Raw genomic sequence first — 23,460 nt, 5'->3', positions numbered from 1 at the left:
CCTAACTGGAGACGCAGGCTTGCAGCAGGGGTCGTGGCCCTGGCGCTGCCCGTCGCCGCCGTCGCGGTCACCTCGTCACGCGACGAGGCCACCACCGCGGTGGCGGCCGACCTTCCCAAGGAGACCGTCGGCGGACAGGACTGCGCCCGTCGGTACGTAGCGGGCGGCGACGCCGTGGTGAAGGGCACCCACGCGTCGGACTCCACCCGGTACTCCGAGCAGCTCATCAACGAGCACGCCAAGCCGTCGCCCGCCCCGGGCCCGTGGTGCCTCTACAACACCTCGGTCGACCCGACGACGAGCGAGAAGTACTTCAAGGACGGCACACCGTCGCAACAGGCCATGGCGTGGGACCTGCGTCCCGACCTGATCACCCTGACCCTCGGTCGCCAGAACAGCACGATCATCGACCACATCGAGAAGTGCTACAAGAACGTCAAGGACCACGACTTCCTCGACGCCAACGTCTGCGCCCTGCTGGTGCTCAACCTGCCCACACACTGGACAACGCTCGAGCAGCACCTGGCCCAGATCCTCAACACCTACAAGATCCAGATGGCCGGCAACCCCGGCCTCGTCGTGGCCGTCACCGGCTACTTCAACCCGTTCCCGGCAGCGACCTCGGCGGCCACCAAGATCCCCGAGTTCTGCGCCAAGTTGGTCGACACCATCGCCACCTGCACGGCCCGGTGGATCCTCCTGCCGCCTGCGCTCGTCACCCTCGACCTGGTGGTGAAGAAGCTCAACACCACCATCGAGACAGTGGTCAAGCGGTTCACCGAAGGCTCACAAGGCCGCTTCGTGTTCGTGAACCCCTACGAGAACTTCAAGGGCCACTGCATGAAGATGGAAGTCGCCATCAAGACGACCGTGTACCACCCACCGAGCTCGACAGACAAGCACGACACCGACAAGGACTTCGGCTGCGGGAGCGACGCGTGGATCGCCAGTGACGGCACAACAGGGTTCAAGCTGCCGTTCATCTACCTCACGCCGGCAGCCACCGGTGTGCTGACCACAGCGACACAGACCACCAAGGAGATGGGGTTCAACCCCAACGAGAAGGGCCACGACTGCATCTCCGACATGATCTGGGAAGCGGTCAAGCACAAGCTCGGGGTCGAAGAAGAGCCGAAGGAGGCCTGCAAGTGAGGGCCCGCCTGATCCTCGCCGCCCTGCTGGCCGCCACCGTGGCACCGCTGGTCGTCGCCGCACCGCCCGCGGTGGCGGAGTACCCCGAAGCGGTCGACGCCACAGGCGCTGACCTCCAGCGCCGCATCACCGTCGGCGCCCTCCACACCTGCGCCGTGCTCGACAACGGCCATGTGCAGTGTTGGGGCAACAACGACAACGGCCAGCTCGGCAACGGCACCACAGCCGAGACCACCCGTCCCATCAGCGTGGTGGGCATCACCACGGCCCTCCAGGTCAGCGCGGGAGCCACGCAGACCTGCGCCCTGATCCACGACAGCACCGTGTCGTGCTGGGGCCACAACGGCAGCGGCCAGTTGGGCAACGGCAGCACCACCGACTCGTTGGTGCCCGTGGCCGTGCCCGGGCTGAGCGGGGTCACCCAGATCGGCGTCGGGGCGTTCCACGCCTGCGCCATCGTCGGCACCGGCAGCATCAAGTGCTGGGGCCACAACGGCAGCGGCCAGCTCGGCGACGGCGCCACAGGCCGCAGCCTGGTACCCGTCGACGTGCCCGGCATCACCAATGCCACCGGCCTCGCCTTGGGCGAGTTCCACACGTGCGCGCTCCTGGCCGACGGCAAAGTGAAGTGCTGGGGCCACAACGGCTTCGGCCAAGTGGGCGACGGCACCACCGACACGCGCCTCACCCCCGTCGCCGTCTCCAATATCCCCGACGGCACCAAGACGGCCAAGACGATCACAGCCGGTTGGTCGCACACCTGCGCCACCCTCTCCGACGGCACCGCCCGCTGCTGGGGCCTCAACGAGCACGGGCAGTTGGGCGACGGCACGCAGACGAGCCGCTCCACGCCTGTCACCGTCCAGTTCGACGGCGACCCCAGCATCTTCGTGGTCGACCCCGACCCGGTCGAGGGCATCAAGGCGCTGACCGCAGGCCAGATCCACACGTGCGCGCTGATCAGCGACGGCACCGGCCGCTGCTGGGGCAACGCCACCCGCGGCCAGGTGGGCGACGGCACGGAAGAGGCCCGCCGCACGTTGGCCGTCCCGGTCAACGGCCTGTCGGGGGGCACCGCCATCACCGCGGGCGGCTTCACGTCGTGCGCGCTCACCGGCACCACCATGCAGTGCTGGGGCTACAACTTCTACGGCCAGCTCGGCAGCTACGCGTCCGAGAGCCTGCGTCCGGTCGAAGTCACGTCGTTGACCGGCGTGGTCACGGTGGCGGTGGGCAACGGCCACGCCTGCGCCGTGCGCGAGGACAACAAGCCTGTGTGCTGGGGCGCCAACAACCTGTTCCAGTTGGGCTCGGGGCTCACGATTGCCGACACCACCATCCCCGTGCCTGTGTCGGGCACGCCGACCGTCTCGTCCATCGACGCGGGCAACGGCCACGTGTGCATCCTCCCGTCGGCCCAGTGCTGGGGCTTCAACGGCACCGGCCAGCTCGGCGACGGCACCACCGCCAACCGCAACGCGCCGACCGGCGTGAGCGGGCTCACCACGGCCACGCAGATCAGCGTGGGCGGGGCGAGCTTCCCGCCCGACAGAGGGCTCACGTGCGCCCGGCTGTCGAACGGCACCGCCCAGTGCTGGGGCCGCAACGGCTTCGGCCAGGTGGGCGACGGCACCACGGGCAACGACCGCCTGGTGCCGACCACGGTGAAGTACGACGCCGACCCCGACGAGGACACAGTCGACCTCCAGCCCCTTCCCGACATCGTCGAGGTGACGGCGGGCGGCTTCCACGGATGCGCCCGGCGCTCCGACTCGACGGTCTGGTGCTGGGGCCACGACGGCGACGGCCAGCTCGGCGACAACACGCCCGAGGACCGTGCCTATGCGGCACCGGTCAAGGCCACCGCCGCCGAAGACGCCCCCGCGCTGACCGGCGCCACCCAGATCACCGCCGGCGGCTTCCACACCTGCGCCCGCACGTCGGATGCCCGTGTCCGCTGCTGGGGCCGCAACAGCTCGGGCCAGCTCGGCGACGGCACCACCGGGGGCAAGCGGTTCGCTGTCCTGGTCGTGGCCAACGGCCTCGCCGCTTTCGACGGCACCGTCACCTCGGTGACGGCCGGCGACTTCCACACCTGCGCCATCGTTCCCGACACCGGCGTGCGGTGCTGGGGCGAGAACGGCGAAGGCCAGCTCGGCACCGGCGGCACCGGCGACAGCGCGCGGGCCGTCACGCCGGTGGGCATGGACCCGCCGTCGGAGGTCGCCACACTGGTGACCTCGCTCAGCGCCAACCGGGCCAACACCTGCGTGCGCACCGTCGACACCACGGCGCGCTGCTGGGGCGACAACACCACCGGGCAGCTCGGTGACGGCATCGGATCGGTCAGCCTCGTGCTGCGCACGGTGACGAACCTGGGCGGCGCCATCGCGGGCAACAAGATCCCGGCGCCGAAGGCCGACGCCTTCACCACCTCGCCCGGCGTGCCCGTGGCGGTCAGCGTGCTCGGCAACGACACAGACCCCGACGGCACAGCGCTGACCGTCTCCGGCAACGACGACCCGCCCCACGGCTCGCTCACCTTGAGCTCGTCGGGCACCGGCACCTACACGCCGGATGCGGGCTGGTGCGGCACCGACACCTTTGCCTACCGGGCCACCGACGGCATCGCCACCGTGCCCGCCACCGTCAAGGTGACGGCGACGTGCCCCAACAACGGGCCTGACGCCGTCGACGACGCGGTGGCCACAGCCGAGGACGCGGCGGCCACGCTGGCACTCAAGGGCAACGACACCGACGCCGACGGCGACGCCACCACGGTGACGTCGAACACGGCGCCCGCCAACGGCACGGCCACGGTGGCAGCCGACGGCACGGGCACGTACACGCCCAACGCCGACTTCTGCGGCACCGACACGTTCACCTACACGTTGGAGGACGGCAAGGGCGGCTCCGACACGGCCACGGTCACCGTCACCGTCACGTGCGTGAACGACGCGCCGGTGGCGGTCGACGACACCGCCTCGACGCCTGAGGACACGCCGATCGACATCAACGTGACCGGCAACGACACCGATGCCGACACCGGCGACACACTGGGTGTGGCTTCGGCCGGCGTGGCCGGCAACGGCGGCACCCACTCACCGGCGCCGGCCACGGTGCGCTACTCGCCGAACCCCGGCTTCTGCGGCACCGACGTGTTCGAGTACGTCGTCTCCGACGGCGACGCCTCCGACACCGGCTTGGTCACGGTGACCGTCACCTGCGTCAACGACGGGCCCAACGCCAACGACGACGCCGCCTCCACGCACGAGGACACCGCAGTCGTGGTCAAGGTGCTGGAGAACGACGTCGACCCCGAAGGCGATGCGCTGACGGTCACGGCGGTCACCGCGCCGGCGCACGGCACGTCGGCAATCGACGCAGGCAGCAAGACGGTGACGTACACCCCGGCGGCGAACTTCTGCGGCATCGACACGTTCGCCTACACGGTGAGCGACGGCTCCAGTTCCGACACCGCTTCGGTGGTGCCGGTCGAGGTCGTCTGCCACAACGACGCCCCGACGGCCAACGCCGACGCGGCGACGACAGGCGAGGACCAGCAGGCGGGCGTCGACGTGTTGGCCAACGACACCGACCCCGACACCGGTGACGTGCTGACGGTGTCGTCGGTGACCGATCCGGCCCACGGCTCGGCCTCCCCGATCTCGAGCGGCGTGGTCTCCTACGTGCCCGATGCCGACTTCTGTGGCACCGACACCTTCGACTACACGGCCACCGACAACCACGGCACGTCGGCCACGTCGACAGCCACGGTGACGGTCACGTGCGTCAACGACGCGCCGGTCGTAGGGGCCGTCGGCAACCGGAGCACAGCGTGGGGCGACGTGCTGTCGATCCCGCTGGCCGCCGGTGACCCCGACAACGCCTCGCACACGTGGTCGGTGGTGAGCGGTCCGGCCGGCGTGGCCGTCGACCCGTCGACCGGTGCGTTCTCGTGGACGCCCAGCGCGGGCCAAGTGGGCGCGCATTCGGTGACCGTGCAGGCGAGCGACGGCGCAGCGGCCGACACCGAGACGTTCTCGGTGGCCGTGGGCAAGCGCCCGACGTCGTTGGTCTACACCGGCGTGGGCTCGGCGCAGCACTCCGACCCCGCGGCGGTGAGCGCATCGCTGACATCGGGCGGCCTGCCCGTGGTCGGGCGCTCGGTGACCTTCGCCATCGGCACGAGGTCGGTGGCGGCGACGAGCGACGGTTCCGGCGCGGCGGCGGGCTCCATCGTGATCGGCGACCCCGCAGGGGCGTCGTCGGTGTCGATGTCGTTCCCCGGTGATGCCGCCTACGAGGCGACGACGGCGAACGCGCCGTTCACCATCACCCGTGAGTCGGTCGCCGTGACGGTGACCGGCACGCACCTGACGGTGACGACGGCCTCGTCGGCCCCCGCCGAGTTGTCGGCGTCGGTGGTCGAAGAAGCCGACGGCCACCTGGGTTCGTCGATCGCCACCCTCGACGTGCGCTTCGACGAGGTGGGCGGCACCACGCTGTGCACGGCGCCGGTCATGCTGACCAGCGCGGGCAAGGGCACCGCCGCGTGCAGCACGGCAGCACTGCCGCTCGGCAGTCGGGGAGTGGTGGCCACCGTGGTCGGCGCTTCCTACGGCGGGCCGGTCGACGTCAGTGCGTTCACCGTCACGCAGGCCGTGACCGGCGACGCCGTCGGCGGCGGCCAGGTGGGCAGCAGCGACGACTTCGCCTTCCGGGCCCGGCCCGTGCGGCGCTCGACGCCTGCGGGCGAGGCCGTGCACGTCTACCGGGCGGTAACCGACCTGGGTGACGGGCCGAGGCTGTACGCCTTCGTGGTTCGCTCGACGTCGCTGAGCGGGCTTGCCAACAGCTGCGGCGGCGGCAAGACGAAGGTGTGCACCACCACCGTCGACGCCGCAGGCCTGTCGTGGACGGCGATCGACGTGGCCACGGGAGTCGCCCAACCGGTGACCGGTGCCGCCACGATGCGCATCACCGCCACCGACGGCACCCCCGACCAGTACGGCGTCACGATCGGCTCCTACACGGTCCCGTCGTCCCCGCTGTCCGCCGGCACCGTCCGCATCCCCTCCTAACCCGCAACTCCCGAGTACATAGGGTGCCGAATTGGCACCCTATGTACTCGGGACGTACACCCCCAGTACCGGTTGACACGCTTGGTACGGTGAGAACGTGCCCCCGTCGGGGGCGGCTTGGGGGGAACGGATCATGAAAAGACTGGGCTTGTTGTTGCGCGCCGTTCTGGCGGTCGGTGCGCTTGCCATGCCGGTGGTGGTGTCGCCGCCGTCGGCTTCGGGGGCGGCCATGTACGCAGCTCTCTGCCCGAACTTCTCCGGAGGGGCGAACTTCGGCCGCCACGTCGGCGTCACACCGACCGACACCAACTTCGTCTTGTATTTCGAGTGCAATGCCGTTGTCGCCGGAGGCCCGAGCACGGTGAAGGGCGCCAAGAGCATCAGCTTCCATGCGGCTGCGCCGCTCGATTGGTGCAACGGGTCAAGCGCAGGCACCGGCTCCATCGCCGGGTCGGCACTCTCGCCGATTTCGGGCACATTTACCTTCACAAAGACGCCTAACCACTACGAGCTCACCGGCGAGTTCACAAAAGGGTGGCGAAAGGTGGCTGTGCGGGTCTCGGGGGACCTGTCGAACCATTACCCCGGGCCGTGTCACTACAACACGGCCGCCTTCAGCGGGCGGGCCACGTTCCACGAGCTCTCACAAGCGCACGCTCACTACACGGCGATCGCACAGGGCGGGATCGTCATCTCACCCGGCTGGTCGGCCACCGCGACGGCATCGCAGTCGTTTTCGTTGACAGGGACCGCGATCGGCGTAATCGGCGGCGTCCCCACCCAATGCAGCCTGTCGTTGGCAGGGTCAAGCACTGCTCCCGAAACTGCTGCCGCGGGCACCGGTAGCTTGGGCGGTTCGTGCAGCGCCCCTGGCTTCTCCGTGAGTTGCGTCGGTGAGTATGTCCGTACGGCAGCAGCCATGCAGGTCCTCGCTGACTGCCCCAACTTCGAGAATGGGGTAATGCTGGCAACCTTTGCGGTACATCCCTCGAACGTGAACCCCATAACGAGTGCGACCTTCGCAGGGCCGCTCAGCCTCCAGTAGGGAGCAGCTCGCAACTCCCGAGTACATAGCGTCCGGATTCCGGACGCTATGTACTCGGGTCAGCGGGTGGGGTGGTGTTGCGGTGGATGTGTTGGCGGCTGGTGCTGATCCCGTCGGCGGCGGGGAGGCAGCTCTTCCAGCACCGCCAGCGCCACACCGACTCCATCGACGGCTCCGCTTCGAGGATCCGCGAGATGGTGGACAGCTGCTCGCCGGTCATCCCCAACGACTCGACCGCTGTCACCGACATGGCGCCGCCGGGCTGAAGCTGCCAGCCCCCGGGGTCGAGGGGGAAGGCGTCGAGGAAGCCCGACGCCGTGCGCACGCCGATGCGCCGCAGCGCACACCGGGGGTGCTGTGACTCCATCGGCTTCTTGCGGTCGTCCTTCGCCATCGGCGGCAGCCGCAGGAACAGGTGCGCCTGGTCGATCCAGTCGACCAACCGCCCCACCGGCACCCGGGTGTGCAGGATGACCTCGGGCACGTTGGCGGTCAGCAGGTTCTGCATGTCCTCGATGCCCTCCTCCAACAACCGGGCCTCGTACCAGATCGACAGCCCCTCCAGGTCGCTCAGCGGATGGGGGAAGTCGAGCGCAGGCACGGCGATCTTGGCCACCTTGCCCGCCGCCCGGTGCAGCAGTTGCAGCCCCATCAGCGGGAAGCTGCCGATGACGAACGCCACCGCCGCTTGTACCGTCCCCTCGCCCAACAGCCCGGCTCGGTGCAGCACGGCCACGCTGCCCACCGCCACGGTGATGCGGGCGAACGACCCGGCGTAGGCGCTGGCCTTCAGGTCGGCCTGGAAGTACCGCCGCACCAACATCTGCACGGTGAAGGCGTACGCCCCCATGAAGGCGAACGCCATCACGTCGAGCGTGGAGTACGTGGGCGGTGCGCCCGCCCCGGTGATGACATCGGGCTGCGACAGCACGGCCGTCCACCCGGTGGCGACCACCGCCGTGAACAGGAACAGCGGGAACAGCGCCTCGATCTTCACGGCCCCGTCGCCCGCCCGCGACACGCTGCGTCCGTAATAGGCGTCGAACTTCTGCTGGTAGATCGTCGGCTGCCGCGCCAACAACGGCCCGCCCGCCGCCACCCAACCGGCGTAATAGACGGAGTTGATGGGCGGCCGGGGCAGGTGTTGTGGCTCGTCGACCGACAGCCGATGGAGGTTCAACACGTACTCGTCCCACACGGCGCCGGCCCGGAACCCGATGAAGCGCACGAACAGCCACACCGGGAAGAACGAGAGTGTCGCCACCACGAACACCTCGAGCAACGTGAGCGTCCCGGGCCACGCCCACGTGGCGGCGTACCGCTGGGTGACGAACAGCACGCTCGCGATCACCGCGCTCAGCGCCGCCGCCGCCATGCTCCGCCGCAGCCAGCGCGCCAGCCCCCGGCGATGCCGGGCGAACGGCCCCCGCCGAACGGCCGCCGCCGGCGTGGCGCCCGTCTCCACCGGCCATTCTCCCGCCAACGTGGCCCACAACAGGTCGGCGCTGCGCACCTCGACCTGCCGCTCGCGCATGAGCTCCAACAGGCGGGCCTCGACGTCTCTGGCCTTGCGGGTGGGCCCGTGCAACAGCGCCTTGAGGCCGGGGTCGTCTGTGAGCGTGCCCAGCGTCTCCAGTGCCACGCTCTCCTTGCCCGCGGCGTCGAGCTTGAGCGACGGCGGCACCGAGGCGCCGTCCGGGTTGTGGAACAGCTCGATGAGCCACGGGGCCAGCCTGCTGGCCACCAGAGCGGCCCGGCGCTCAGCCGCGCCGTTGCTCCCGTCGGTGACGCTGGTAGCGGTCACGGCGCCTCCCCCTCTTGCCCTCGATTTCAGTGGGTGCGGTGGGAGGGTGGCGAAAAATCAGGGCCGTCGCATTCGGTAATTGCCGCTGAGTGTATTTGCTGCATAGCCCGCTGTCTCGTGTGGCGCGGGGAATGCCTGCCGGGCCGGCAGAGTTGGCACCGCCATGAGCACCAGACGGATCGACCGGGCGCACGGCGTCACCGTGACCGGCGGCGACTCCCAAGTCGACCGCAAGGCGCTCGTCATCCCGCCCGGCTACTGGGACCTGTTCGACCCGTTCCTGATGCTGGCCGAGGACTGGTTCTCCACCCCGGGCTTCGACTGGCACCCCCACCGCGGCATCGAGACGGTGACGATCGTCGTCGACGGCGCCTTGGAGCACGGCGACAACCGCGGCAACGCGGGCGTGCTCGGCCCCGGCGACGTGCAGTGGATGACGGCGGGCGGCGGCATCGTGCACCGCGAGCTGGCGCACCGCGACGAACGGGTGCACAGCCTGCAGCTGTGGGTGAACCTGCCCTCGATGCACAAGATGGTCGAGGCCCGCTACCAGGACCTCTCGGCCGACAAGCTCACCACCGTCGACGGCCTGACCGTCGTCTCCGGGCGGCTTGGCGACGTCACCGGCCCGGCCGAGAACCACTGGCCCATCACCGGGCTGCAGGTGGCCCTGGAGCCCGGCACCACCCGCACGCTCGACCTGCCGCCCGCCGACCGCGCCTTCCTGTACGTCATGTCGGGCGTCGTGCACGTGGGCGACGAGGTGCTGCGGGGCGGCGAGGTGGGGTGGTCCGACCCGGCCGACGGCCCGCTCGTGCTCAACGCCCCCGAGGGCGACGAGCTCGTGCGCATCGTGGCCTTCTCCGGCCGCCCCATCGGCGAGCCCGTGGTGGCCCGTGGCCCGTTCGTCATGAACACCGCGGCGGAGATCGAATACGCCTACCGCGACTACATGGCGGGGCGCTTCGGCCCTGTCCCGGAACTGGCCCGCCTGCCGTGAGCGGCCCCGTGCGCAGCGCCGACTTGGCCGACGAGTCGACATCGGCCGAGCTCCTCGAAGCCCGCATCACCGAGGTCGGCGGTGTGCCCGTGCGCCGGCTGCTGCCCAAGCGCACCCGTCGCACGGTGGGCGCCTGGTGCTTCGTCGACCACCTCGGCCCCACCGACGTGGCCCTCGACATCGGGCCGCACCCCCACATCGGACTGCACACGGTGACGTGGCTGCTCGACGGCGAGGTGCTGCACCGCGACAGCCTCGGCTCCGAGCAGGCCATCCGCCCCGGTCAGCTCAACCTGATGACGGCGGGCCACGGCATCGCCCACTCCGAGGAGACGCCCGCTTCGTACCGCGGCGCCCACCACGGGGTGCAGCTGTGGGTGGCCCAGCCGGAGTCGACCCGCCACGGCGGTCCTGCCTTCGAGCATCACGCCGAGCTTCCCGTGGTGGAGCAGCCCACCTTCACCGCCACCGTGCTCGTCGGCGAGCTGGCGGGAGCGCGGTCGCCGGCCCGGTCCGACACCCCGTTGGTGGGCGCCGACCTTCGGCTGCGCGCAGGCCGCACCGTGCTACCTCTCGACCCCGCTTTCGAGCACGCCGTGGCCGTCTTCGACGGGGCCGCACGGGTCGACGGCCACGCCGTGGAGGCGGGCACGCTCGCCTACCTCGCACCCGGTCGTGACGAGCTGGTCCTCGACGGCGATGCCCGCGCCCTGCTGCTCGGCGGCGAGCCGTTCGACGACACCGTGCTCATGTGGTGGAACTTCGTCGCTCGCACGCGTGGCGAGGTCGACGCCGCCCGCGCCGACTGGAACAGTGGGTCCGACCGGTTCGGCGCGGTGGCGTCGCCGCTCGATCGCATCCCCGCACCGCAGTCGTGACGTCAGGAGCCCTGCCGTGAACAACTACGAACTCGGCGCTCCGGCCGACCCCCGCCGCTGGTGGTCGCTTGTCGTCCTGTGCCTGAGCCTGTTCATCGTCGTGCTCGGCAACACCGTCCTGAACATCGCCATCCCCACCTTGGTGGAGGAGCTGTCGGCGTCGGACCGCGACCTCCAGTGGATCGTCGACGCCTACGCCCTCGTCTTCGCCGGGCTGCTGTTCACCGGCGGCTCCCTGGGTGACCGCTTCGGCCGCAAGGGCGCTCTCTACGCGGGCCTGTTGGTGTTCGCCTCGGGCTCGGCCTACGCAGGTTTCGGCGACAGTTCGCTCGACGTCATCGTGGGCCGGGCCATCATGGGCGTCGGCGCCGCCTTGGTCATGCCCGCCACCTTGTCGATCCTGACCAACGTCTTCCCGCCCGCCGAGCGGGCCCGGGCCATCGCCATCTGGGCGGGCATTGCGGGCGCCGCGGGCGCCGTCGGCCCCATCGTCGGCGGCTACCTGCTCGAGCACTTCTGGTGGGGCTCGATCTTCTTCGTCAACCTCGTCTTCGTCACCATCACCATGGTGGCGGGGGCGACGCTGGTGCCCACCTCCCGCGACCCGGCGGAGGCGCCGCTCGACGTGCTCGGCGCCGCCCTGTCGATCGGCGCCATCGCGACCCTCGTCTACGGGATCATCGAAGCGCCGCAACGGGGGTGGCTCGACGACGCCACGCTGCTGTCGTTCGCCGCCGCCGTCGTGTTCGGCAGCGCCTTCGCCTGGTGGGAACTGCGAAGCCGGGCGCCCATGCTCGACCTGCGTTACTTCCGCCGCCCCGGCTTTTCGGGCGGGAGCATCGCCATCTCCATGATGTTCTTCGGCCTGTTCGGGATGTTCTTCATCCTGACCCAGTACATGCAGCTCGTACGCGGGTACGGCCCGTTGGAGACGGGGGTGCGGACGTTGCCCTTCGCCCTCACCTTGATGGTGGCGGCCCCGTCGAGCGCCCGACTGGCCGAGCGGTTCGGGAGCAAAGCGGTGGTGTCGACCGGCATGGTGGTGACGGCGCTGGGCATGCTGCTCACCGCGCAGGCCGACGTGCGTACCTCCTACGCGATGTTGGTGGTGATGCTGGTCGTGCTCGCCGCGGGCATGGGGCTGACGATGGCGCCGTCGACCACCTCGATCATGTCGTCGCTGCCGCTGGGCAAGGCCGGCGTGGGTTCGGCCATGAACGACACCAACCGCGAGCTGGGTGGCGCGCTGGGTGTCGCCGTGCTGGGCAGCGTGCTCGCCACCCAGTACAGCTCGGGTGTGAGCACGGTCCTGCAAGGCGCGCCCGCCGAGGTCGCCGCCGCCGCTCGTAGCTCGCTCGGCGGCGCCGTCGGCGTGGCCCGGTTGACGGGCAACGAGCCGTTGGTGGCCGCGGCCCGCGAGAGTTTCACCGACGCCATGGGCACGGCGCTGACCATCGCCGCCGTGGTCATCCTGGTGGCCGTCGTCTTCGTGGCCCGCCTCGTCCCGCACCGACTGGGCACGTCGGAGGACCAGCCCCGCTACGGCGCCGTCGAGGGCGCCGAGACCGACTCGACGCGGTCGGTCTCCTGAGGCACCGATAACCTCGACGGGCGATGCCCGACGTTCGAGAGACCCGCTTGCCCGGCGTCGGCGTGCGCCATGAGTTCACCACCTCAGGAGGGGAACGAGTGGCCGTGCTGGTGCACCGCACCGGCCGTCGCGAGCTTCTCGTCTACGACCGCGACGACCCCGACACGTCGTCGACCGTGCTGCACCTGAGCTCGGACGACACCCGCACGCTGACCGAGGTTCTGGGCGGCAGCCAGGTCACGGAAGCGGTCACCGAGGTGCAGCAGCGCATCGAGGGCCTGGCCATCGAGTGGATCACCGTGCCGCCCGGGTCTCCCGCCGTGGGCGCCACCATCGCCGAGGGCCAGTTCCGCACGCGCACCGGAGCGTCGATCGTGGCCGTCATCCGCGACAACGCAACCGTGCCCGCGCCGGGCCCGGAGCACGCGTTCCAAGGCGGCGACGTGGCCGTCGCGGTGGGCACGCCTGAGGGCCTGGCCCAGTTGCGCGCCCTGCTCGTGGCGTGATCCTCGCCGCAGCCGCCGAGTCCGACGCCGCCCTCGCCTTCATCGAAATCGGCGCGGTTGCGCTGGCGCTCGCCGTGCTGGCCCGACTGGCCGCCCGCCTGGGCATCACGGCCATCCCCCTCTACCTGCTCGCCGGCCTTACCGTCGGCGTCGGCGGCGTCGTCCCGCTCGACGTCAGCGCCGAGTTCATCTCGTTGGCCGCCGAGATCGGCGTGCTCCTCCTGCTGCTGGCGCTCGGCCTGGAGTACTCGGCTGACGACCTGCGCCACGGCCTGCGCACCGGCCTCCGACCCGCGGCGGTGGACGCCGTCGCCAACTTCCTCCCCGGCTTCGGCATGGGCCTCCTGCTCGGCTGGAGCACCACCGCAGCCTTCCTGCTCGGCGGCGTGTCGTGGGTCAGCTCGTCGGGGGTGGTGGCCAAGGTGCTGGGCGACCTCGACCGCTTCGGCAACCGGGAGACGCCCGCCGTCCTGAACCTGTTGGTCATGGAGGACCTGGCCATGGCCGTCTTCCTCCCGGTGGCCGCCGCCTTCGCCTTGGGGCGCGACGCCGGCGACACCCTGACGACGGTCGGCATTGCACTGGCGGGCGTCGTCGTCATCCTCAACGTCGCCCTGCGCTGGGGCCGGCGGCTGTCCACCGTCTTGGCCCCCGCCTCGGACGAGTCGTTGCTGCTCGCCGTGTTCGGCCTCACGCTGCTCGTCGGCGGGTTGGCCCAGCAGATCGAAGTGTCGGCCGCCATCGGCGCTTTCCTGGTCGGGCTCGCCTTGTCGGGACCCGTCCAGCATCGAGCGGGGACGCTCATCGGCCCGCTGCGCGACCTGTTCGCGGCGGTCTTCTTCCTCTTCTTCTCGTTCCAGATCCGCCCCGGCGACCTGCTGGGCGCATTGCTGCCCGCTGCCGCGCTGGCGGCGCTGGCGGCGGGCGGCAAGGTGCTGTCGGGGTGGGTGGCGGGCGCCGCCGTCGGCGCCGGGTACCGGGCGCGGTTGCGTGCAGGCACCGTGCTCATCGCCCGCGGCGAGTTCTCCATCGTCATCGCCAGCCTCGGCGCCCAACTGGCCGACGGTGACGACCTCACCGCGTTGGCCGCCGCCTTTGTCCTGGTGACGGCGATCGTCGGTCCGTTGGCAGCCAAGTATGCCGATCGGCCGGCGCCGCGGCGCGGCGTATCTTCGCCACGGTGATGCGCACCATCCCGGCCTTCTTCCGAGCGGCCGTCGCCGCCGTGCCCGACAAGCCGTGGCTGTTCGCCGACGCAGGCGAGTGGACGTACGCCGAAGCACAGCACGCCGTCGAGCGCGGCGCGGCGGCGCTGCGAGAGCTCGGCGTGCGGGCGGGCGACCGGGTGCTGACGACGTCGGCCAACACGGCCGAGTACCTCTTCGCGTGGTTGGCGCTCATGGAGGTCGGCGCCGTGCAGGTGCCGGTCAACCCGGCGTCGACCCCGGCGGAGCTGGCGGGCTTCGTCGCCCAAGTGGCGCCTGCGCTGGTCGTCACCGACCCGACGCTGTCGTTCGAGGGCACACGCACGGCCATGGTCCACGACCTGTTCCAGGCCGAGGCGGACGGCCGCGGCCCGGCGTCGGTCGACCCCGACGACGTCGCCGTGATGATCCCCACGTCGGGCACGACGGGTCGCTCCAAGCTGGTGATGCAGACGCACCGGGCCTACGTCATGGCGGGGGAGGGGTTCCCGCACTGGTTGCGGCTCACCGCCGACGACCGCTTGGCGGTGGTGCTCCCGCTGTTCCACATCAACGCTCCGGCCTACTCGGCCCTGGGCTCGGTGGCCGCCCGCGCCCAGTTGGCGCTGTTGCCGCGGTTCTCGACTTCGGGCTTCCTCGATGATGTGCGGCGTGTCGGCGCGACCCAGTTCAACGCCATCGGCGCCATGCTCGAACTGCTCATGCGCCGGCCGGCGAAGGACGACGACGCCGACAACCCGCTGCGCCGGTGTTACGCCGGTCCCGCGCCGACCAGCGAACGCCACATCGACATCGAGACCCGCTTCGGCTTCGAGATCGTGGGCGGCTACGGCATGTCGGAGACGCCCTACGGGATGGTGTGGCCGCACGGCGCCCGCCCCTACGGGTCGTTGGGCGCCCCTCGGCAGCACCCGGAACTGGGCGACGTCAACGAGGCCCGGGTGGCGGCCGACGGCGAGCTCGAACTGCGCAACCCGGCCGTCATGCGCGGCTACTACGGCATGCCCGAGGAGACGGCGGCTGCGTTCACCGACGACGGGTGGCTGCGCACCGGCGACCTGGTGCGCACCGACGACGACGGCATGTACTGGTTCCTGGGGCGCAAGAAGGACGTCATTCGCCGCCGGGGCGAGAACCTCTCGCCCCTGGAAGTGGAACAGGCGTTGCAGCGGCACCCCCACGTGGCGCTGGCGGCTGTCGTGGCTGTGCCGTCCGACCTTTCGGAGGACGACGTGAAGGCGTTCGTGGTGCCGGTTGCGGGCGTCGCCCTCGACGTGGCCGACGTGCACGCCTTCGCCGCCGTGGCGCTGGCGCGCTTCAAGGTGCCTCGCTACTTCGAGGTGGTCGACGAGCTGCCGCAGACGCCCACCGGCCGGGTGGCCAAGCACCGGCTGCCCACCGAACGCACGGCCGAGGAGGTCGACATGGAGGAACGCCGATGAAGACGTGGATCGGGTGGTCGGACCCCGACCACATCACCGTCGCCGGGCGCGACCTGCCCAGCGAAGTCATGGGGCGCTTGTCGCTGACCGAGCTTGCCTACTTGCTCGTGACCCGCCGCGAGCCGTCGGCGGGGGAGCGACGCGTGCTCGACGCCGTGTTGGTGTCGTTGGCCGACCACGGCCTGACGCCCAGTGCCCTGTCGGCCCGGTTGACCTACACGGGCGCGCCGGAAGCGCCGCAGGCCGCAGTGGCGGCCGGGTTGCTCGGTGCCGGGAGCATCTTCCTCGGACCCGCAGGCGACACCGCTCAGTTCCTGGCCGACGCCTTGGACGGCGGCCCTGCCTCGGGCTCGGTTGCCGAGGCCGCCGTCGACGCCCGCCGGGCCGCGGGCCTGCGGGTGCCGGGACTCGGTCATCCCGTGCACCGCGAGCTCGACCCCCGCACGCCGCGCTTGTACGAGTTGGCCGAGGAAGAAGGCGTGCTCGGTCCCCACCTGGAACTGCTGCGCCTGGTGGCCGAGGTCAACGAGCAGCGCAGCGGCAAGCGCCAGCCGATCAACGGCGCTGGTGCGGCCGGGGCGGCGCTGGCCGACCTCGGCATCCCGCCGTCGTCGGTCCGTGCCTTTGTGCTCATCGGCCGCACGGCCGGGCTGGTGGCCCACTTGGCCGAGGAGGCGACAGCGCCGCTGGGCAAGGACCTGTGGCTCGAGGTGGAGCGCCGCTCCCGCCCCGACGTCACCTGAACCGAATCGTTCTGGCTGGCGAAAACCGTGCCCCCCACCGGCTTTCGCCAGCCGGAACGCCGGGCGTCAACGCACCGACGCCCAGAACTCCTGGAGGACGGCGGCCGCCTGTTCCGGCGCTTGGTAGGGCCAGAAGTGGCCGACGCCTTCCAGCCGCTCGAAGCGGGCGCCTAGTTGTTCGGCGACTTCGGCGGCGAGGGCCTCGTCGCCGAAGGGATCGTCGGTGGGGTGCAGGACGAGCCCCGGCGCCGCAGTGGGCGTCCACGGCCCCCATGCGGAGTACGGGTTGGGCAGCGCCGAGCGGTACAACGAAAGGATGCAGGCGCCCATGGTGGCGTCGCTCGCCGCCGCCATCTCCATGGCGTCGTCGTGGGGCACGCCCATGGCCTCGAACAACGGCGCCCGCTCCTCGGGCGTGGCCGCGTTCTGAGCCTCGACGAACGCCTCGCCCTCGCCGGGCGTCTGCCACAGCTTGGCGAAGTCGTGCCACTCGTAGTCGCGATGGGCGATGTTGCCGACGTCGGCCACCCACGAACGGACGCGGTCGCCATGGGCGGTGACCACTCGGTACGCCAGCCCTGCGCCCCAGTCGTGGCCCACGAGGTCGACCGGCCCGTCGATGCGGCCGAGCTCGTCGAGCAACCAGGCCACATAGTCGTCCTTCGTCCCCCCGAAGCCGTCGGGGACAGGGCACCCGAAACCGGGCAACGACAAGGCCACCGATTTCCCGTCGATTGCTGCTCGGACCTTGCGCCACATGGCCGCGGTCTCGGGGACGCCGTGCACGAAGACGATCACAGGTGGGGACTGTAGGCGGCCACGGTGTAAGACGGTATGGCGATGATCCGGTTCAGCAGTTTCGACGACCAAGAGCTCGACGACTTTCTCCGTTGGCAGGCTGCGTCGTATTCCGTTCTCTTCGAGGTGGTCTCCGAACTGCGGTTGGGCATGAGCGAGCGCGACGCCACCCGTTTGGCCATGAAGGCGTATCGAACGGCGGGGGCCGATCGCTTCTTCCATCTGCCGGTGGCGCTGTTCGGAGAGCGCACCACGCTGCCGCAACCGTGGACGACGCAGTCGTTCTGGCCGACCGACCGCCCGCTCGAAATCGACGACGCCGTGATCCTCGATGCGTCACCCGTGTTCCACGGCTATGTGGTCGACACCTCGATGTCGTGGACGCCCAGCGCGAGCGATTCGCACGACGCGGCGATGGCCGACGACCTCGGATACCGCACCACGATCCTCGAAGCGGTCAAGGCGGGCGCCACCTTCCGGGAGATCGCCCAGGCCGTCGACGCCGACATGGCGCGGCGGGGTGATCGCAACTGCCACCAGTTGCACCCCGAGGCGGTGCTCGGCCATCGGGTGGTGCGCATCACCGACCCCGAATCAATGCCGCCGCCCGACGGCAGCGGCTTCGACACCACGGTGCTTGGCTGGTTCGTCGACGGCATCGCCGCTGCAACCGAGCGGGGCGAGCCCTCACCGACCTGGAACGACCGGCCCACGTCCGACCACCGCCCGGCGCCAGGACTGTGGGCGGTGGAACCCCATCTCGCCCGCGGCGTCATCGGCGTGAAGTGGGAGGAGCTGTTGGTGATCGAGGACAACGACGCCTATTGGCTCGACGACGACGTCCCCCACAACTGCTAGTCCCGAGTACATGGCGTCCGGAATCCGGACGCCATGTACTCGGGACGGGGGTTACTTCAGGCGTTCGATGATCATGGCCATGCCCTGGCCGCCGCCCACGCACATGGTCTCGAGGCCGAAGGTGCCGTCGAGCGTCTGCAGGTCGTTGATCAGGGTGGTCATGATGCGGGCGCCGGTCTGGCCGAAGGGGTGACCCAGCGCAATGGCGCCGCCATGCGGGTTGAGCTGGCCCTCGATGTCGACGCCCAGTTCGTCGCACACCGGCAGCACCTGGGCGGCGAAGGCCTCGTTGAGCTCCACCACGTCGATGTCGTTGATCGACATGCCGGTGGCGGCCAGCAGCCTGCGGACGGCCTCGATCGGCCCCACGCCCATGATCTCGGGAGCCAGCCCCGACACGGCCGAGCCGACGATGCGGGCCAACGGCGTCAGGCCCAACGCCTGCGCCTTCTCGGCCGACATCACCAACACGGCGGCGGCGCCGTCGTTGAGCGGGCAGGCGTTGCCGGCGGTCACCCTCCCGTCGGGCTTGAAGGCGGGCTGCAACTGCGACAGCTTCTCGATCGTGGTGCCCGGCCGCGGCCCGTCGTCCTGCGTGGCCACCGTGCCGTCGGGCAAGGGCACCGGCGTGATCTCCCGCTCGAAGAACCCGTTCTTCTGGGCCTCGACGGCGCGGTTCTGCGACAGCACGGCGTACTCGTCCATGCGCTCCCGCGACACGTCGTACTTCTCGGCCACGTTCTCGGCGGTGAAGCCCATGGGGATGTACATCTGGTTGACGTAGTCGGGCCGGTCCTTGTCGAGGAAGCGGGGGTTGGCGTCTTCCTTGTCGAAGCCCTTGCCGCCGGTGCGGCTGACGCTCTCGACCCCACCCGCCACGAAGCAGTCGCCCTCGCCCGCCTTGATGGCGTGGAAGGCCATGCGGATCGACTGGAGCGACGAAGCACAGAAACGGTTGACCGTCGTGCCCGGCACGGTGTCGGGCAGCCCGGCCAGTGCGCCCGCGTTGCGGGCCACGTTCATCGACTGCTCGCCTGCGTGGTTGGCGGCGCCCCAGATGACGTCCTGCACTGTGCCCGGGTCGACGGCCGGCACCTTTTCCAGCAACGACTTGATGATGAACCCGCTCAAGTCGTCGGCCCTGACGTCCTTCAGAGACCCTTTGAAGGCTCGGCCGATAGGCGTGCGAGCGGTGGCGACGATCACGGCTTCTGACATGGCCGTCAGCCTAGGCCGGCTCGGGTGCTTTCACCTTTGGCTTGGGCGGCGGCACGCCGAGGCGCGGGTCCTGCACCGGGTGCCATTCCGGCCACCGTCGCCGGCTCACCGTCGACAGCTTGCGCAACAGCTCGATGGCGCCGGGGTCGTCGTCGCCCGGGCGGCCTTCGATGGTGCCGTCCTCGAGCATCTTGATGAGGATCTCGCGGCCCAGGTCGGTGCGCACGATCGTCAGCGTCCAGTCGTTGAAGGCGCCGATGCCGCCGGTGGAGATGTCGGCGTGCTCGGCGGCGAAGTCGGGGCAGTGCTTGCACCCCTCGCGGGTCCAGGCGTGGCACTCCTTCAGCGGTACCTCGTGGTAGCTGCCGTCGCGCATCCAGATCTGGAACACGCCCTTGATGTTCATCTTCACCATGTCCTGCTTCTTGAGGCCGTACTTGGCCTCGAAGAGCTCTTCGAAGATGGCGTCGTCGAACGTCTTGGAGCACAGCAAGCCGATGTTGAGGGCGAAGCGGCGGGCCACTTTGCCCGCCTTGCGCACGGTCATGGCGGGCGGCGACGACGACATGCAGCTCATGCCCACCAGCGCCAGCTTCTCGGCCCCGCCTTCGATGGCCTCGGCGTAGGCCATGGTGTTGGCCGAGTACGTGTACCGGCTGCCCGCCGAGGCCAGGATGTCGTCGCGGGTGCGGGCCACGCCGGGCACCGCCTTCCACGTGGAGCCGTCGCCCTCCAGGTACGACACCAGGGCGGCGTCGATGTAGCCGTGGTCCATGGCCCACATGAGGATGGCCGACACCAGCCCGCCGTCCTGGCCCTTCTCGTGGAAGGTGGGGTCGGTGGCGCGGGCCAGGATGATGTCCTTTGTCACGCCCTCCATCTCGCCCGGCAGGCGCGACCGGCCGAAGAGCATGGTGTCGATCTCGGGCTCCCAGGCCCGGAACCGGGGGCATGCCCGGGTGCACGAGGTGCAGCCCCGGTCGCCGTGGCCACAGTCGGCCGGGCCCTTGTCGGTTTCCAGGTGGAACGGCTTGTAGACCCCGTTTGTGTCGTCGTAGCCGAGCACGTCGTGCGGGCACGCCACCACGCAGCCTGCGCAACCGGTGCACAACCCGGAGGTGACCACCTCGTCGAAGAGGTGCGCCCAGTGCGCCGTCCAGCGTTCCTTCTTCGGCGGAGCCATGGCCATAGGGGCGGAACTCTAGTTTGTGGCCGTGCCCGAACTTCCCGAGGTCGAGGCCTACCGTCGCCTCGCTGAGGCCGTCGTCGGGCGCCGAGTGGCGGAGGTCACAGCACCCGACTCCTGGTTCCTGAAAGGGGGCATCACCGCGGCCGACGTGGTGGGCGCCTTGGCCGGCCGGCGCTTCACTGCGGCCCGCCGCATCGGCAAGCTCCTCCTCCTCGACACCGACGGCGGGCCGACGCTGGGGCTGCGCTTCGGCATGACCGGGCGCTTGCTGGTGGACGGCGCTGCGGGCGTCGACAAGCTGCTGTACACCAGCGACCGCGAGTTAGAGGCGTGGGACCGCTTCGCCGTGCGCTTCGACGACGGGGGCGACCTGCGGGTGCGCGACCCGAGGCGGCTGGGCGGCGTGCTGCTCGACCCCGACGAGTCGGCCCTCGGCCCCGACGCGCTCGACATCACCGTGGCCGGCCTGGCGGCCGCGTTGCGAGGGAGCGAGGCGCCCGTCAAGGCGCGCCTCATGGACCAGGCCCGCTTGGCCGGGGTCGGCAACCTCATCGCCGACGAGGCGCTGTGGCGAGCGGGGGTGGCGCCGCAGCGGCACGCGGCGTCGCTGTCGACCGCCGACGTACGCCGCTTGCACAAGCACTTGCGCGGCGCTCTCGACGACCTGCTCGCCCGCGGCGGTTCGCACCAGGGCGACCTCATGGCGGCCCGGCGCCCCGGCGGCACCTGTCCCAAGGACGGGACCCCGTTGCTGCGTTCCACAGTCGGCGGCCGCACCAGTTGGTGGTGCCCGAGCCACCAACGCTGACCCCGGACCAGAACGGCGGGCTACTGCGCCTTGTCGGTGCGGAACGGCCCCTTGGGCTCCAAGCGCCCGTGTTCGGGCACGAGCACGACGGCATCGGGCGTGCGGGCGTTGCTGTCCGCCCGCGTGGACTGCGCGGGGGCGAAGCCGCTTTCGAAGCGACCGTTGCGCAGGTACGACCCCAGTTGCCCGGGGTCGTCGCCCGCCCACCAGATGGCCACGGCGAGCCACTTGGCCGTGACCCACCCGTGCACCAGCCGTGCGCTCGGCGGCTGATCGGTGGCGTCCACCAGCGCGGCCAGCTCGTCCCCCCGTGCAAAGGCATAGGGGGCCAAGAGCTGCAGGTCGCTCGGCATGGCGTCCACGAGCGAGTCGTCGGCCAGCGACCAGATGCCCCAGATGCCACGCCGCGGGTCGTACCCCGCCGCCTTGGCCGCGTGCAGCCACGAGCGGGCGTCCGCCGCGGGGATGCTGACGAAGGCGGCAGCGGCGGGCACCAACGGGGCCGGGTTGTGCGGGTCCCACTGCACCCGCACGACCTGCGCGCCTCGAGCTCGCAGCGCCGACTCGAAGGCGTCAGGCACGCGCCCGGCGAAGCTGCCCACCATTGCGGTGTAGACGACCGCCGTCTCGTTGGCGCCCACGCCGGACGCGTCGACTGCCAACCGGGCCTGGCGCTCCGCCACTCCCGTTAACGAGAAGACGTCGCCGCGCAAGGCAGGCTCGGCCACGTCGAGTGATTCGAGCAGCGGCGCCCGCATGCCGACCGGCGCTCCCGAGGCGTCCGCCACCGAGGTCGAACCCAGGTTGACGGTGGCCACCGTGCCCTCGCTGCGGAAGGGCACGAGGTCGAGGCGTCGCCCGCCTGCGCCGCCGGAGCGATTGACCAAGGAGACGTAGGCCCGAAAGCCCGCTTCCTGTACGGGGTCGCCGCCGATGATGCCGATTCGGACCGGCGCGCGCGGCGGGGGCGGCAGCGGCGAGGGGAATCCGCCGCCGTTGCCCCCGAGCGACGGCGGGGACAGCGCGGCGTAGGGCGAGAGGTAGAAGGGCGGCGGCGGGTGGGCCAGCGTGAACCCAGACACCGGCTGGGCGCTGCCACCGGCCGCCGTCGGTGCCGATGCAGCAGACAGGAACCGGGGCGAGCCGAGCCCGCGCCGCGGCGTCTCGGCGTTGTCGTCCACCAGCACCGGCTCGGACGACAGGTAGGAGTCGGACGCGTAGACGGCTTGGGTGGGTGTGGACGTGGGCTCCGACAGGAACAGCGCCGTCGCCGCGGCCAAGGCCATGATCGACGCCGCTGTGAGGGCGGGCCGAATGTAGCGGCGCGGCTGTCGGCGTACGAGCGTGCGCTCCACCCGGCGGCGTAGGTGGTCGGGCAGCCCGATCTCGGCGGCGACGATCATGGCCGCCTCGATGCGGTCGACCACATGGGGGGGAAGCGGGCGAGGGGCGTCGACGGTCGCCAGCGCGCCCACGCCCGCTTCCGCCTCGGCTGCCAGCACCCGCTCCAGCCGCTCTCCCAAGTGGGCGGGGAGCGGGCGGGCCTCGCCGAGGCCGCCGAACAACGGCGACAGTTCGTCGCTCACGCAGAGCCCTCGAGCTGTCGACGCAATCCGTCGCGGGCGCGTTGCAGCAGCGACTGCACCTGCACGCGCGTGCGCCCGAGCTCGTCGGCGATGTCGCTCACGCTCTTGCCGTCGAGGTACTTGAGCACGAGCACTTGGCGGTGCAGGGCGGAGAGCGCGCCCAGGGCCCGCACCAGCGCGTCGCGTTCGTCGATCGCCGCGGCTTGGCCCTCGTCGTCGATGAGTGTGAGCGCGCTGCGGGCCACTTCCTGCTTGCGCTCGCGGGCGTAGTGGCGGGCGATGCGATGCCGGGCGATGGCGCACAGCCACGTGGTGAGCGCGGCGTCGCCCCGGAAGGTGGAAGCCGAACGGACCGCCTCCACGAACGTCTCCTGCACGATGTCCTCGGCCACCGAGGCATCACCGCCCACGCGGGCGAACACGAACCCGTAGACGATCGGCCCGGCGACGTCGAGCACCTCCCGCACCGAGTCGCGGTCGCCGGCTGCCGCCCGCGCCAAGAGATCGACATCGCCGCCCGCGCGCACCGCTTCAACCCCCACCATGACACTTT

At 70.7% G+C, this 23,460-nt stretch carries 18 protein-coding genes; 12 read left to right on the top strand and 6 right to left on the bottom strand.

Annotated elements, in window-relative coordinates; all coding sequences use genetic code 11:
- Positions 1–33: 33 nt before the first annotated feature.
- From VM938_15330 to VM938_15320, 3 genes are all read left to right on the top strand, one after another.
- A complete protein-coding gene (locus tag VM938_15330; GenBank protein HVF76407.1) occupies positions 34–1,152 on the top strand; it encodes a hypothetical protein in 1,119 nt (372 codons plus the stop codon).
- Positions 1,149–6,236: an Ig-like domain-containing protein gene (locus VM938_15325; GenBank protein HVF76406.1), complete on the top strand. Its 5,088-nt coding sequence runs from the start codon at positions 1,149–1,151 to the stop codon at positions 6,234–6,236. The genes VM938_15330 and VM938_15325 overlap by 4 nt, the downstream gene beginning before the upstream one ends.
- A 97-nt stretch (positions 6,237–6,333) precedes the next feature.
- Complete coding sequence (locus VM938_15320) at positions 6,334–7,281, top strand: hypothetical protein (protein ID HVF76405.1); 948 nt, start codon at positions 6,334–6,336, stop codon at positions 7,279–7,281.
- 46 nt (positions 7,282–7,327) lie between these two features.
- Here VM938_15320 and VM938_15315 read toward each other — a convergent pair whose 3' ends face one another.
- Positions 7,328–9,085 carry a hypothetical protein gene (locus VM938_15315; GenBank protein HVF76404.1) on the bottom strand — a complete coding sequence of 586 codons (1,758 nt, stop codon included), beginning with the start codon at positions 9,083–9,085 and terminating at the stop codon, positions 7,328–7,330.
- A 163-nt stretch (positions 9,086–9,248) separates the two neighbouring features.
- Between VM938_15315 and VM938_15310 the strand changes: the two genes are divergently transcribed.
- The 7 genes from VM938_15310 to VM938_15280 are packed head-to-tail and all read left to right on the top strand — an operon-like array spanning position 9,249 to position 16,450.
- Complete coding sequence (locus VM938_15310) at positions 9,249–10,085, top strand: pirin family protein (GenBank protein HVF76403.1); 837 nt, start codon at positions 9,249–9,251, stop codon at positions 10,083–10,085.
- Positions 10,082–10,963: a pirin family protein gene (locus tag VM938_15305; GenBank protein ID HVF76402.1), complete on the top strand. Its 882-nt coding sequence runs from the start codon at positions 10,082–10,084 to the stop codon at positions 10,961–10,963. Before VM938_15310 ends, VM938_15305 begins: the two co-directional genes overlap by 4 nt.
- A 16-nt stretch (positions 10,964–10,979) precedes the next feature.
- Positions 10,980–12,554: an MFS transporter gene (locus VM938_15300; GenBank protein ID HVF76401.1), complete on the top strand. Its 1,575-nt coding sequence runs from the start codon at positions 10,980–10,982 to the stop codon at positions 12,552–12,554.
- Between the two features lie 23 nt (positions 12,555–12,577).
- Entirely contained in the window at positions 12,578–13,060 is a 483-nt protein-coding gene (locus tag VM938_15295) for a cation:proton antiporter regulatory subunit (GenBank protein HVF76400.1), read from the top strand.
- On the top strand, positions 13,057–14,244 hold the full coding sequence (locus VM938_15290) for a cation:proton antiporter (protein ID HVF76399.1): 1,188 nt from the start codon (positions 13,057–13,059) through the stop codon (positions 14,242–14,244). Before VM938_15295 ends, VM938_15290 begins: the two co-directional genes overlap by 4 nt.
- Positions 14,244–15,707 carry an AMP-binding protein gene (locus tag VM938_15285; GenBank protein HVF76398.1) on the top strand — a complete coding sequence of 488 codons (1,464 nt, stop codon included), beginning with the start codon at positions 14,244–14,246 and terminating at the stop codon, positions 15,705–15,707. Before VM938_15290 ends, VM938_15285 begins: the two co-directional genes overlap by 1 nt.
- On the top strand, positions 15,704–16,450 hold the full coding sequence (locus VM938_15280) for a citryl-CoA lyase (GenBank protein ID HVF76397.1): 747 nt from the start codon (positions 15,704–15,706) through the stop codon (positions 16,448–16,450). The genes VM938_15285 and VM938_15280 overlap by 4 nt, the downstream gene beginning before the upstream one ends.
- Before the next feature lie 66 nt (positions 16,451–16,516).
- Here VM938_15280 and VM938_15275 read toward each other — a convergent pair whose 3' ends face one another.
- Entirely contained in the window at positions 16,517–17,248 is a 732-nt protein-coding gene (locus VM938_15275; protein ID HVF76396.1) for an alpha/beta hydrolase, read from the bottom strand.
- Between the two features lie 42 nt (positions 17,249–17,290).
- Here VM938_15275 and VM938_15270 point away from each other — a divergent pair, with 42 nt between their 5' ends.
- Positions 17,291–18,106 (top strand): M24 family metallopeptidase, encoded by an 816-nt coding sequence (locus VM938_15270; protein ID HVF76395.1) that lies wholly within the window; start codon positions 17,291–17,293, stop codon positions 18,104–18,106.
- A 51-nt stretch (positions 18,107–18,157) separates the two neighbouring features.
- On the opposite strand, the gene VM938_15265 is transcribed toward VM938_15270, so the two are convergent.
- Positions 18,158–19,324, bottom strand: a complete 1,167-nt coding sequence (locus VM938_15265) for an acetyl-CoA C-acyltransferase (protein HVF76394.1) — start codon at positions 19,322–19,324, stop codon at positions 18,158–18,160.
- Positions 19,325–19,334: 10 nt separating this feature from the next.
- Complete coding sequence (locus VM938_15260) at positions 19,335–20,513, bottom strand: Coenzyme F420 hydrogenase/dehydrogenase, beta subunit C-terminal domain (protein ID HVF76393.1); 1,179 nt, start codon at positions 20,511–20,513, stop codon at positions 19,335–19,337.
- A gap of 25 nt (positions 20,514–20,538) precedes the next feature.
- Here VM938_15260 and VM938_15255 point away from each other — a divergent pair, with 25 nt between their 5' ends.
- Positions 20,539–21,321 (top strand): DNA-formamidopyrimidine glycosylase family protein, encoded by a 783-nt coding sequence (locus tag VM938_15255; protein HVF76392.1) that lies wholly within the window; start codon positions 20,539–20,541, stop codon positions 21,319–21,321.
- A gap of 20 nt (positions 21,322–21,341) precedes the next feature.
- On the opposite strand, the gene VM938_15250 is transcribed toward VM938_15255, so the two are convergent.
- Both VM938_15250 and VM938_15245 read right to left on the bottom strand, forming a co-directional pair.
- Entirely contained in the window at positions 21,342–22,907 is a 1,566-nt protein-coding gene (locus tag VM938_15250) for a hypothetical protein (protein HVF76391.1), read from the bottom strand.
- Positions 22,904–23,449 (bottom strand): RNA polymerase sigma factor, encoded by a 546-nt coding sequence (locus VM938_15245; protein HVF76390.1) that lies wholly within the window; start codon positions 23,447–23,449, stop codon positions 22,904–22,906. The genes VM938_15250 and VM938_15245 overlap by 4 nt, the downstream gene beginning before the upstream one ends.
- Positions 23,450–23,460: the final 11 nt, after the last annotated feature.

The organism is Acidimicrobiales bacterium (assembly GCA_035536915.1).
Taxonomy (GTDB): domain Bacteria; phylum Actinomycetota; class Acidimicrobiia; order Acidimicrobiales; family JAHWLA01; genus JAHWLA01.
Note: the sequence above shows the minus strand (reverse complement) of the source record. Positions and strands in the feature narration are given on the sequence as shown.